Origin of the sequence: Marinobacter segnicrescens (assembly GCF_900111555.1) — a bacterium.
Lineage (GTDB): Bacteria > Pseudomonadota > Gammaproteobacteria > Pseudomonadales > Oleiphilaceae > Marinobacter > Marinobacter segnicrescens.
This window is the reverse complement of record NZ_FOHZ01000017.1, coordinates 49,260-62,401: the sequence shown is the minus strand read 5'-3', so window position 1 is coordinate 62,401 and position 13,142 is coordinate 49,260. Positions and strand designations below refer to the sequence as shown.

The 13,142-nt window shown below is 57.4% G+C and carries 6 protein-coding genes; 3 read left to right on the top strand and 3 right to left on the bottom strand.

Annotated elements, in window-relative coordinates:
* Positions 1-1,005 precede the first annotated feature (1,005 nt).
* Positions 1,006-2,757 (bottom strand): putative bifunctional diguanylate cyclase/phosphodiesterase, encoded by a 1,752-nt coding sequence (locus BM036_RS14730; RefSeq protein WP_245742662.1) that lies wholly within the window; start codon positions 2,755-2,757, stop codon positions 1,006-1,008.
* A 115-nt stretch (positions 2,758-2,872) separates the two neighbouring features.
* The gene (locus tag BM036_RS14725; protein ID WP_091853724.1) at positions 2,873-3,817 is read right to left on the bottom strand and encodes a LysR family transcriptional regulator; all 945 of its coding nucleotides are present in this window, start codon (positions 3,815-3,817) and stop codon (positions 2,873-2,875) included.
* A 99-nt stretch (positions 3,818-3,916) separates the two neighbouring features.
* Here BM036_RS14725 and BM036_RS14720 point away from each other — a divergent pair, with 99 nt between their 5' ends.
* From BM036_RS14720 to BM036_RS14710, 3 genes are all read left to right on the top strand, one after another.
* Complete coding sequence (locus BM036_RS14720; protein WP_091853722.1) at positions 3,917-5,530, top strand: NADH-quinone oxidoreductase subunit L; 1,614 nt, start codon at positions 3,917-3,919, stop codon at positions 5,528-5,530.
* Positions 5,527-7,983 (top strand): YbcC family protein, encoded by a 2,457-nt coding sequence (locus BM036_RS14715; protein ID WP_091853720.1) that lies wholly within the window; start codon positions 5,527-5,529, stop codon positions 7,981-7,983. Before BM036_RS14720 ends, BM036_RS14715 begins: the two co-directional genes overlap by 4 nt.
* A gap of 173 nt (positions 7,984-8,156) precedes the next feature.
* Entirely contained in the window at positions 8,157-9,929 is a 1,773-nt protein-coding gene (locus BM036_RS14710) for a PAS domain-containing protein (RefSeq protein WP_091853718.1), read from the top strand.
* A gap of 323 nt (positions 9,930-10,252) precedes the next feature.
* On the opposite strand, the gene BM036_RS14700 is transcribed toward BM036_RS14710, so the two are convergent.
* The gene (locus tag BM036_RS14700; protein WP_091853717.1) at positions 10,253-13,123 is read right to left on the bottom strand and encodes a bifunctional diguanylate cyclase/phosphodiesterase; all 2,871 of its coding nucleotides are present in this window, start codon (positions 13,121-13,123) and stop codon (positions 10,253-10,255) included.
* Between the last annotated feature and the right edge of the window lie 19 nt (positions 13,124-13,142).

Sequence of the window (13,142 nt, the reverse complement as noted above, 5' to 3'; positions counted from 1 at the left end):
ATCGCCCTGGGAGTACCGGGCAGAACTGGCATCAAACGAATGAGGTGGTGTCCGGTTTAGCGGGGGCAACTACACGTCCACCGAGGATAAAGCCGAAGGAAAGGATTTTTTTACAGTTCAAATTGGTAAATTTGCGCAGGAAATAAAGCGGTTAGGTACGCAAGGGCCCAATCGCATTGAATTGGATTCGACGCTGCTCGCCGAAAAAAAGTACATGGCTAGGCAAGACCAGTTGATTCAAAGCGTCCTAAGACCGCTTGGTTTCACGATGTCGTCCGAGGTACGCAAAATGAAAGGGCTCGAATCATGGCTTCGGCTCAAGCAATACCCTCAGTTAAAAAAACGCTACGCAGAAGGGGACGCTATACATACACGGAAAATCACGCTCACGCGATAGGAAGGCGTAACCTGATCCCCCAACCGGTTAACAAACTACCGCTTAGGTTTTGATTCCGCTTTTGCAGCTATAGTGAGAGGTCGGTTCGTCTTTTTTTTAGCCATCAGCGGTGTAACTCCAAACGTTTCAGGTAATGGTCCAACTGCTTCGAAAGCAATTGAGCTGGTTTCGCTAGGAAGGTGGAATTAAACGTCCCAACCGAGCAGTGACTAAGATAACGGTTTGCAAATTGGTGTACTGACAACACGCCTGCGCAAAACTAGCAGCGTTATGCACGCAAAATGTTTGTGATGTGTTAAAGGGCGGGGACTAACTCACGGATATAAGATCTTATCGAGCCGACGGAGGCGGTGAGCTGAAAGTCACCCAAAAAATGAAAATATAACTTATTGATTGAAAAGGACTTTACTATGCCCGAATGAGCGTAAGTTATGTGTCAGGAAGGTTGTTTAAGTATATGTATTTAAGGAAAAAAAGTGATTCAGGAAGTTCGTCCTGCAACTCCGTGTACGCCGGTTCGATTCCGACCCGCGCCTCCATTTTTCCTTTTAGTGTCATTATTTGGCCTTTTCCAGGTTTGTTGTATTTATCGGTTTCCGATAGAGCCCTCAGGCGTTGAGCTCCGCCAGGAACGCAGGCATTTGAGCTGCCGGTCGTGGCGTGGCATACAGAAAACCCTGAGCCAGGTCGCAACCCAAATTCTTGACGAGAATATCCTGCTCCTCGGTCTCAACCCCCTCGACGACCACCGTTAAACCAAGGGTATGTCCTACCGTGATCATGGCTTTCATTATGGCCATATCACTGTCGTTGCTCATCGCGTGGTGGAGGAAGCTCCTGTCAATTTTGATGCTACAAACCGGCAGCTTGCGCAGATACACCAGCGAAGAATAGCCGGTTCCGAAGTCGTCGATCGATATATGAACACCTGAACGCTTCAATCTTTCAAGTTGTCTTATCTGTCCGTTGTCGCTGCCAAAGACTTCGTTTTCCGTCAGTTCCAGGCCCAATTGGGAAGTGGTCAATCCATGACGTTGCAGTGTCTCCAGAATCTCATCCGCCAGGCGGGGGTTGTTCAACTGCCTTCCCGACAGGTTGATATCAATCCGCATGTGTCCAAGGGCTGTGCCCTGCCAGGCTTTGAGTTGCCTGCAAGCCGCTTCGATGACCCAGTTGCCAATCCGGTGTATCAACCCTGATTTCTCGGCTACCGGTATGAAGTCTGCTGGCGAAACAGCCTGACCGTGTTCATTGAAACATCTCAGCAGGGCCTCACAGGAATCCATACCACCATTCACCAGGTCAATTTGTGGCTGGAAGTACAGTTGCAGGGTATCGCTGGCGATCGCTCGGCGGAGCAGGGTGGTGATATCCTGATAGTGGGTGAGCCGGTCATTTATGTCAGGTGTATAAAAGCAGACGCTGTTCTTGCCTGTTTCCTTTGCCTGATACATGGCGGCATCGGCGTTGCCCATAAGCTCAGCGCTTGTTGTTCCATTGTCAGGAAACAGGCTTACACCGAAACTGGCTGTTACCTGGAAATAGTCCCCATCGATGGTAAATCCACGATCCAGGGCGTCGATCAGGCGGCGCAGCAGTTCATGGATGCCTTCAGGCCCGTCAAAATCGAACAGCAGCAGTACAAATTCATCACCCCCGAACCGGCTCAACAGATCAGCACCGCGGATTTCTTTCTTAAGAACATCAGATACCGCTTTTAACAGCTTGTCTCCCTGATGGTGGCCAAGCGTGTCGTTGATCAGCTTGAAATTGTCCATGTCGATAAATACGACTGCCACTTCCCGCTTTAGACGGGACGCTTCCGCCAAGCGCACGGTTAATTCCGCTTCCATAAAGCGCCTGTTGGGCAGTTCGGTTAAGTCATCAAAGAAGGCATTCCTGTGCAATTCCGCCCTGGCTTTCTTTTGCTCCTCCAGGCTGATATCAACACAGTACATTTCACATTCACCGGTGTCCTGCTTGATCATGACATGACTAGAATACACCGGGACCAGGTGGCCCTCCTTGTGTTTGAGTTCCAGTTCTTCTGAAGGAATCCCGACGTTTCTCTCGAGCCAGTCTGTGTGCGCCTTTATAACACCGTCCCGCATAGAGTCCGGGATTATCAGGTCTTCCAGTAACTTCCCCTGGGCTTCTTCCCGGGTATAGCCGTACAAGCGCCGGCTGGCCTCATTCCAGTAGATAACCTCTCGGTTCCGGTTATAGCCCTGAACGGCCACCATGGGGAGGCTTTCTATCAATTCATGGAACTTTCTCTCGCTTCGATCGAGGAAAGACTGTGAACGTTCTTTGCGGGTCGCAGACGATCCCTGCATGTTCAGCGTTTGCTTCTCCGGCATTATTGGTAACCCCAAACATCGATCAAAAACCAGAAGCCGAATTGCCTACCTTTGGTACGAGCATAGGTTGGTATTCGGTCACTTTCTAGCCTGTTCTCCGGGGGCGATGCGCATCTCAGGTTCCAGGACTGGTAACCCGGGACGCTTGCGGTTGGTTTTCTGACTCAGAATTCAGCCCCAGGAAGCTGTCTGCCGGTTGTGCCATGAGCTCCCGAATGGTGTCGGTCTCGAACTGGCGGCGGATGTTGATGGCATAGAACTCTTCGTACACCCCTGGCAGGGCACCGTAATCCTCAAGGGTACCGTTGCGTAGCTCATCCCTGACAACCACCGGGGGGAGGATGGCAAGGTGTCCGGTATCCCGGGTCAGCAGGCGCATCAGTGCCATATCATCCACTTCTGCGGCGATCCGTGGCTGGAACCGGTGGTAATCGCACAGCTGCTCGAAGGCCTGGCGGATGCTGTTTTCTGCACCGGGAACCAGCAGGGCGCGGTCAGACAACATGGCCGGGAAGCCGTCCCGTGATTCCAGGCCCGGCGGACCGATAATGCTGACCGATTGCCGGGCAATCAGTCGTGAACGCCAGGGGTTCTGATCATCTCCCTGTATCGCCTGGTTGGCCAGGATCAGATCCAGGCGGTGAGCTGACAGTCGTCTGAGAAGTTCATCAAGGTGGCCGCTCTGCAGGCTGAGTTCCAGGTCCTCCCGGCCCAGGAGTGGCTGCAGAAAGGCTTCCTGGAAGTTTCTGGACAGGGTGGCAACCGCACCGATACGCAACACCTCTCGGTTGGGGCGTGCGCCAGAGGCAAACATGGCGGCCAGTTCCTCGCCCTGGCGGAAGATGTCCTCGGCGTAGGAAAAGGCCAGTCGACCCGCTTCCGACAGCTTCAGGCGCCGGCCCTCCCGGATAAAGAGCTCATACCCCAGGCTGTCTTCGAGTTTTCGAATCTGGCCGGAAAGGGCGGATTGGGAGATGTGGAGCGCGTTGGCCGTCCGCGTGAGATGGCCGGTACGGGCAACCTGCCAGAAGTAATACAGGTGGTGGTAATTGAGCTTCATTGGATTCTGTTCCTAAAAAAAGAACGATAAGATCAGTATAAACTATTTTTTATATTGAACGAAAAGAGGCAAAGTGCCCCTCATCAGGAGGTAGCGCTTATGAGTCCTTTCGGAGAAATCGTTTCATTGACCGTGCTGGCAGTCTGGCTGCTGCTGGCTATATCCCTTTTCCTGCTTGCAGGCTTGGCAGGGTGGGTGCGGAACCCATTGAAAATAGATCACTGCTGGCGGCTGTCCGGACACCTGTTGTTGGCGTCGCTAATGGTAACGTTACTGGTGGCAGCTACGGTTATTGCCCAGGCTCTCGCCGGCAACACCATGGTCACTGACGCAGGGCGACAGTTAGGGCTATATCCTGGCGGCATCAGTGTCTGGATGGCGCTGATGGTTACCTTCGTGGGCTGGGTGATTCTCAGGTTCGCGAATACTTACCTGAGGGGTGATCCCGGGCGGGAGCGGTTCCTGCCCTGGTTCCTTGTGATCATCGGTTCTGTGCTGGTTCTGGTCTTCACCAACCACCTGCTGGTTCTTGCCGGAGCCTGGATTGGCGTGAGCCTGGCGCTGCACCACCTGCTGACGCTTTATCGGGACAGGCCCGAAGCGCGCATGGCGGCGATCCAGAAGTTTATTGTCAGCCGCCTCGGGGACACCCTGATTGTCGCGGGCGTGATGTTGCTTTACCTGCACTATGGCACCTTCTATATCCCCGAGATGTTTTCCCTGAGTGGCAATCACTCCGCTGACAGCATGAGCCTTGCCCTCGCATCCGTGGCACTGGCCCTGGCGGCTGCATTGAAGTGCGCCCAGATTCCATTCCACGGCTGGCTGATTCGGGTGATGGAAGCGCCAACGCCAGTGTCGGCCTTGCTCCATGCCGGCGTGATCAACCTTGGCGGCTTTCTCTGGTTACGACTGTTTCCCCTGTTTGATGGATTCACCGCCGGTCATATGATCCTTCTGGTGGTGGGGGGCGTTACCGCAGTGGTCGCTGTGATGACCATGATGACCCAGTACTCGGTGAAGCACGCGCTGGCCTGGTCAACCTGTGCCCAGATGGGCTTCATGCTGTTCGAGATCGGTATGGGCGCCTACACACTGGCCTTCCTTCACCTGTTGGCCCACTCGTTGTACAAGGCTCATTCGTTCCTTGCCTCGGGCCGAACTGTGGTCGTCACGGCTAAACGGCCTTTCCCGGACGCGTCTAACACAACCCGCATACTGTGGGCGGTGGGGGCCGGTACCATGGCAGCGATGCTGCTGGCGATCGAACCCCGCATCGTTGAGCACAACATTCTGCTGGGGGCATTGCTGGTCTTTGCCGTTGCGGCCGCGACACTGGGAATACCTGCAGCCACCACTCACATGGCGCGGCTGCGGCTGGCCGGGATGGCGCTGATGCTGGTGCCAATCTATGTGCTTTGCCACCTTTTGATCGGGCCCGCGGTGCCGGATCACAGCGGGTTTGCCTTGACCGCAATAGCAGAAGTCGCCGGTGGGCTGATTCTGGCGGCCCTGGTCACTGGCTCGCTTCTGGTGACACTGGCACCGAAGCACCCGTTAACCCGCAGTCTGAGAGTGCACTTCAGTCATGGCTGCTACCTGGAACAGCCCTTTGATCGCCTGACACGCAAACTTGCCTCGGAAGCCCTTCGGGCGCCAGCCATGTTTTACAGGCAGCCCCACCGTCCGTTTACCCGGGAGGAAAGGTCATGAGTAATATGAATGCGATGCTGAAGTCTCCCCTGGTACAACAGGATAACTGGCAGGGTGTCCTGCAGAAGGCTTGTGAACTAGTAGCTCCGGTGTGGCCCTTGGATGAGTGGATCGCGGTTAATCCCTTCTGGGGAATGAGGCATACACCGATCCATCGTGCTGACGAACTGTTGGCAGCGCGGGGAGGCTTTTCGATGCTCATGCCCGCAGAATTCTACCGGGAAGCCAGGGCAGGTGGCCGGATAGGCGACGCTGATTTGCAGGCCAGTATTGATGAGCTGGATGCCGGAGGCGACATCGGGTTTTACGAACAGTGGTTATCACGTCGGACGACCGGGGCAGACAACGCCAGGGTCTCCATCCTGGATGTGCTTGAGCCGGAGCGGAGTGCCGTAATACCCGTGGCGGACGCGGTGAGGGATCAGGTCGCTGCGGTTTGCGCCCGGTTTTTCGACGCTCGCCAGTCACAATGGATGACGTCTGCTGATGGCGGTGATCTGTTCAGCTACTGGTTGCGGTCATCCAGGGAAGATCGGGCCCTGGACGGTCGCACGGGCATCCGGGGTGCAAGGAAACGGTTGCTTGATGTTCCGCAAAACCTCTCGGAGGCCCTCCCCATTGTCGTATCAGCCCTCGGCCTGACTGAGAGGGAACTTGAGTCTGTCGCCCACAGCTTGCTGCTGCGGATCAACGGCTGGGCGTCCTGGTGTCGGGGTGTGGATTGGCGAGAGGGCCTGGAAAACCGTGCATCCGACCGTTGCGGCGAATTGCTGGCTGTTCTGCTGGTTTGGGAACTGGTGGGCCTGGGGTGCAGCACGCCGGAGCAACGGGCGTTGTGGCACAAGGCCCGCAGCAGGGCACGGCAGCCCTTAGATGATAGTCACCCTGATGGCTTGTGGGTCTGGCACCGTGCCTATGAGGCCGGCTACCAGCGTCGTCTTTGGAGGGTGCTGACCGCTTCACCGGTCCCTGGGAGCGAGGGCGCCGCAAGTGAGACGGACGTACAGGCAGTCTTCTGTATCGACGTGCGCTCGGAGGTTCTGCGTCGTCACCTTGAAGAGGTCTATCCGTCAGTCCGGACCCTCGGGTTTGCCGGGTTTTTTGGCTTGCCGCTGACTTACCGGGCATTGGGACCGTTGCAGCCGTCACGTCACCTTCCGGGCCTGCTTCCCGCCTCTATGGAACTTGTTGATACCCTTGGCAGCCTGGGCGATGACGCCGCAGAAAGTCGCCGGCTGGACCAGCGGGAGGTAACCCGGTCGTCGGTAAGGAAGGCCAAGTATGGGAGCCTATCCACCTTCACCCTGGTGGAAACCACCGGACTGGCCTGGGCCTGGAAGCTGGTGCGGGACAGCCTGAAACAGGGCCATTCCACAACAGACGAGCCAGCAACGGTACGAATGACAGCAGGGCAACTGGTCCACCGGCATAATGGCAAAGCGCTATCCGATCAGGAAAAAGCCGCGCTGGTGGCTGGCATGCTTCGGGGTATGTCATTAACCAGGGACTTTGCACCACTGGTGGCTTTTGTGGGCCATGGCAGCCATACCGACAACAACCCCAATGCAGCAGGCCTTAATTGTGGGGCTTGCGGGGGCCGCAGCGGTGCGGTCAGTGCCCGCCTGGCCGCTGAACTGTTCAACGACCCGGGTGTCCGGCGAGCGCTGGAAGAAGAACAGATCGTTATTCCCGAGCAGACATGGGCTGTCGCCGCTGAGCATTGCACGGTGACCGATGAGGTGACCGTACTCGATGCCCACCATGTGCCGGATACTCACGCCGATCGTTTACGTCAGCTCCAGGCAGGCTTTGAGCGCGCTGCCTGCGGGGCCCGTGCGGAACGCGCCACTGTCCTGAAACTGAATGGCATGGCGGACCAGCCGCTGAAAGAAGCCCTGAAAACCAGGACCAGGGACTGGTCTGAAGTTCGACCTGAATGGGGCCTTGCCAACAACGCCGCTATCCTGTTTGCACCCCGGGCCAGAACCCGTGGCAGGGATCTCGGGGGGCGGGTTTTCCTCCACGACTATGACCCGGAACAGGACGAGGACGGAGTGATTCTCGAGGCCCTGCTGGCGGCACCGATGGTGGTGGCCAACTGGATCAACCTGCAGTACATGGCCTCGGTCACTGTGCCGGAGGTGTATGGCTCCGGTAACAAACTGTTGCATTCGGTGGTGGGAGGGAATCTGGGCGTCGTTGAGGGAACGGGCGCTGATCTCAGGATCGGCCTGCCTCTGCAGTCAGTCCATGATGGCACCTGTTGGCGGCATGAGCCGCTCAGGCTCACTGTGTTGGTGGATGCTCCCCGGGCAAGGATAACAACCGCCCTGCAGCGCCAGTCGGACGCAGCAGCGTTGGTCAACAACCACTGGGTACTGCTGTATCGTCTCTGCGACGGGGGTGTCGAGCGTTATGAGTCCGGTCAATGGAACGTGGTGGAATCTACGTGACGGGGGTACCCACCCCGTCACCCGACGCGATTTCACAGAAACTGACAAAGTGGTGGCCGCCTCGGTGTGTTATGTAAAGACATAGGTCCATTTTTTCAGTAACTTGTCATGGGTATAACGAAGAGGCGCCAGGCTGGACGAGCGCCCGTAAGCCATAATCCGGAAGCGGACCCATGACAATAACCAGTAACCTCTCACGACAGGTGGCATTATTCCTTCTTGTCACTGGCTGCCTGTCCGTGTCCGTGCTGACCTTACTGCTGATGCTATTGCCGAACTATCCGGTTTCCCTGGTCTGGAAACTTTCCCCCGGTGGAGCCATCGGTGTTGCGCTGGCCAGTTCGACGCTCGGCGCAGTGTTACTGGGGGATCGTCTGGGGCGGCTGATCCTGCCGATATTACTGAGCCTGTACGGTCTGGGCAGCGCGCTCTATCAGCTGGTATCCCCGGCCTGGGGGCAGACGTTACCTGCTGAACCCTTCCTGATGCCGGTGGCGCCCAGCCTGATCCTGGTACTGATGGCGTTTTGTTGCTGGTACGGCAACAGGCGTCGGCCAGGCCGTTTTCTCTGGCGAGTGGGGGGATTGCTGGGTATCGCTTTCGGACTTGCGGCGGTTGTGGGTTCAACAGACCTCGGTGCAGGCGGCGCGCTGGAAAAGGTAGGGGAGCAGGCCACCCCGCTGGGCGCCATTTCGGCCATCGCCCTGGGCTCGGCCTTCCTGCTGGTGGGTACGGGTAGCGGGGGCATGGACAAGCTCAGGCTCTCCCAAACCGTGATGATGCTAGGCCTGGGCGCGCTTATCGTGACCATGTCCCTTGCCTACCAGGCCACCCACGACCAGGAAACCACCCGTCGTGCGCTTGCCGATCAGTGGCTCAATGACTATTCCCGCGCCCTGCAAGGTGCGCTCACTAACCGGGCCCAGATGCTGGAGCGATTGGTAGACAGCTGGGCAAGGCTCGATATTCGCCTCGGTAACGAGGACCTGGTCAGGGATGCCCGAATCCTGTTCTCCGATCACCCGGATTTCCGCGCGTTACTGAAGATCAATAAACGGGCGAGGGAAAACTGGCGTTTTTCGGATGACCCGGACCTGACCCTGTGGCTGGAAAATCAATTGCTGACTGACGCCGGGCTGCGCTGGGTCAGGCTATTCCCTGAACGCAGTGAGATTCGCTCGTGGCTGGTCCCCGACACGGACTCCCCGGAGCGGCTGCTGGTGATTACCCGCCCGGCAGACAGCACCCAGTACTACCTCGTAGCGTTGCTGGACCTGGGCGTACTGGTAGATCGCGAGTTGTTGCCGGACCATGATGAACTGGGTTTGCGCCTTATCGGGCCGCAAGGGGAGATGGACGTGTTCAATCAGTCAACCTCCGGGGGCAGGGCCATCATGGCAACCCGTTCGTTTGATCTCGGCAATAACTCCGCCACACTCACCCTGGCGGCGACCGGACAGCCAGGCAGGATGGGAATACTGCCTGCCGCGATCCTGCTCTTTGGCTCGGTCCTGGCTTATATAGCCATGGCTTCCCGGGCCTGGATGGAGGACAAGGCCAGCGAGGCAAAGGAAGGGGCGCTGGAAATCCAACGGCTACGATCACTGATGGACCGGAACCCGGACCCGGTTTTCGTGATCGATCGGGAGGGGCGTTTCACACGTCTCAACCCGGCGACAGCAGAAATACTGGGGATGAGCAGGAACCGGCTGACGGGCATGGATTTCCGTGAGCTGATCAACGAAACCACTGTGCCCGCAGAAGACCTGGCAAACCTGGAGAACGCCTTTAGCCAGGCCCTGAACGGGCTGGCACCGTCCGGTATTACGATGACCTTCCAGAACTTTGGTAAAGATCCTAGACGTTTCAGTCTGCTGTTTATCCCTGTCATGGTCAGGGGCGACATTGAAGGCGTGTTCGGACTGGCAAGGGAGCAGGTGGCCTGAGCGTGGCTCAGACAGGTCGGGAATGACTGGCACCCTGTAACTTAGTAAGCTTACGGGTTTCTTCCAGTCAACCTGCCGTGACCAAGAGGACCTGCCATGACCACGATCCGGCTCTGGGACTTGCCCCTGCGACTGTTTCACTGGCTCCTGGTCATTGCCACATGCCACGATCAAGGTTGGTGGCGACTGGATGGCCTGGCACGAGCAGTTCGGGCTTGCGGTCGTTGGGTTGCTTATTTGCTCATTCCGTAAAGCAATAGCAGCTTAATGTTACGGCAAGGAGAAAACCTCAGTAAAGAAGAGGTTATGTCAGGAGACCTGTTCTAGCACTGTTCCGGCAGGGTCTGAAGCAACGCGGTGAATGCCTTTGGTGGAACTGGCCGGCCGAAGTGGTAGCCCTGAGCCTCATCACAGTCCAATTGGGCGAGATGCTGTGCCTGTCGTTCAGTTTCCACGCCTTCCGCGATGACGTTCAGGTCGAGGCTGTGTGCAAGCCGGATGATGGCGGTAACCACGGACGCACTGTTCCTGTCTGTATCCATCTCGCGGACAAAGGACTGGTCAATCTTGAGTTTGTCCACCGCAAACCGGTTAAGGTAGGCCATGCTCGAGTAACCAGTACCGAAGTCATCGATAGCGACCCGGATGTGATGGTGTTTCAGCAGCGCTATGGTCTGGGCAACCCTTGCCTCGTCACCCGCAAGCACGGATTCAGTCAGTTCCAGTTCCAGGTGACGTCCATCGAACCCGGTTTCGTCGAGAATGCGGGCTACCGTTGAGGGAAGGTCATGATGCTGGAACTGGATGGCCGACAGGTTTACGGCAAGGGTGATTGGTGGCAGCCCCGCTTCGTGCCAGGCCCGGCCCTGGCGGCAGACCTGGCGCAGCACCCACTCACCGATTTCCACGATCAGGCCGCTTTCCTCAGCGATGGGAACGAAACGTGCCGGGGACACCTGTCCGAGAACGGGGTGGTGCCAGCGTAGCAGCGCCTCGGCGCCGATCAGCTCACGATCAATGAGGCTGACCTGGGGCTGGTAGTGCAAGGAAAACTCGTCCCGGGACAGTGCCCCGCGTAGTTCTGCCAATAGTTGCTGGCGCTCGGACGCTTTTTCCTGCATGGCTCTGTCAAATCGCCGCCAGGTGTTTCGACCGTCGGTCTTGGCGGCATACATGGCAGTGTCCGCATTACGATAGAGGGTGGTGAAATCCTGGCCATCCTCGGGGTATAGCGATACACCGACCGATACGGTGGTCACCAGTTGATGCCCGTTTACCGTTACCGGGGCCAGGACCGCCTGCTGTATGCGGGCCAATTCCGTGGCTACCGAGGCTTCGCCTGACTCCACTTCCAGCAGGGCAATGAATTCATCGCCGGAGGATCGTGCAAACAATCGTTTCGGATCCGCGAGTGCTTGCAGTCGCTGACCAAGTTCCCGCAGTAAGGCATCGCCCATGTAGTGACCGAGGGAGTCGTTAATGTCCTTGAAGTTGTCCAGGTCAATATACACCAGCATTCCTTCCAGTCCGTTCCGGGCTGCCTGCTTGAGCCGCTGCTGGGCAAGTTCCTCGAATCGGGCACGGTTGGGTAGCTTGGTGAGGGCATCGTACCGGGCGAGGAATTCGATGCGGCGCAGGTCCGCCCGTTGCTGACTGATATCCCGCACGAAGGCGCAGAAGCCGTTATTGACCACCCCGTCAAAGAGCTGGATGCTCAGCTCCACGTCCCGAACCTCGCCATCCTTGCTCCGCCAGCGGGATTCGAATCGACCTGACCGGTCGTGGGAGACCCGTTCGAGGCGGAAGCCGATGGCGTCGTTCCGTTCGCTGACATCAATGTCCCGGAGGTTCATGGCAAGGAGTTCTGGCTCGGTATAACCTGTCAGGACCACTGCAGCCTGGTTCACCTGGACAAAGTTGCCTTGTTCATCCGCCAGCAGCAGGGCGTCCATGGAGGCCTGCAGCATCAGTTCGTAGTTGGTTTGCAGGCGTCGGTGTTCGGTCACTTCGGTAGCGATGGCACCGGTACCGCTTATCTGGCCGGCCTCGTCAAACAGCGGGAAGTGCACGGCCTCAAACAGCCTTTGCTGGCCTTCTACGGTTACTGCCTCTGTGGAAGCCACGGCCTTGCCGGCACGGATAGCGGTCTGGTTGTTACGCTCGATGGCGTCGGCAATCTGCGCGTCGATTATTTCGTGCGGTGGCTTTCCCGTCATTTCACTCGCTGGCCTGCCTGCCAGGGTCTCAAAAGCCGGGTTTGCAAGGCTGATTCGACCGTCCCGGTCAGTGATTATCAGGATGGCGGGAGAGTTGGTGACGAAAGAGTTGTTGAGCTGCTCGCTTTGCCGGAGCCTGGCAGTCCGCTCCTCTACCAGCTCTTCGAGGTGTTCCTGGTGGCATTTGAGGTCGCGGAACATGAGCTGATAGGGCGTAGTCAACCCGGTAACAAGAATTCCGCGATATATCAGGTAGGTCGAGATAAACAGGAAATAGTGCCCGATTTCGTTGGCCAATCCGTAGACGCTGACATAGCGGGTAAAGGCTAATGTGGCCAGGATGTTGAATACCAGTGACGCCTGGATAAGCCAGTGAACCCCGGGCTCAAAAAGGCCTCGCCGGGCAAACAGCAATAGCATGGCGAGCCCGAACGTGAACGCGATGACGTATTCGGCGTTAATCTTGAACGGAGTCAGGCCGGCTGGCTCAAGGTAGGCATCGGGAAAGAGCCCGGTAACAATAAGCCCGGTAAAAAATGCTGTAGCGGCTGCATAGCCGGCCAATAGCCAGCCAGGTCGAACAGCTCGGGCCGCCAGCAGGGCGGCCAGCAGGAACGCGAAGGCCTCCAGCGACCGGAACGCCACCCACAGCTGGGTAGGCAGGTTACCATCATCCGGGCCGAACAGTCCGATGCCCCGGTAGGCCAGGGTATGGAAGACCTCAATGCCTGCAATAAAGATAGCCGCTATGCCGACGATCCGGAGGAAGTGGTTATCCGACCATTGACGGGTGTGCCAGGCCAGGGCAAACAGCCCACACAGAACGATGATCCGGAGCAGCTCGACGAGGGTGTGAAACAGCAGGAAGTGTTCCCTGGCAACCAGGTGCAGCACCATGACAATTGCCAGCACACCGGCAAGCTGGGGTGCTGCAAGCAGGGAGTTGGCTTTATCCGCAGACGGTTTCGGTCCGGCCATGGGCTCTTTGAGTTGTTGA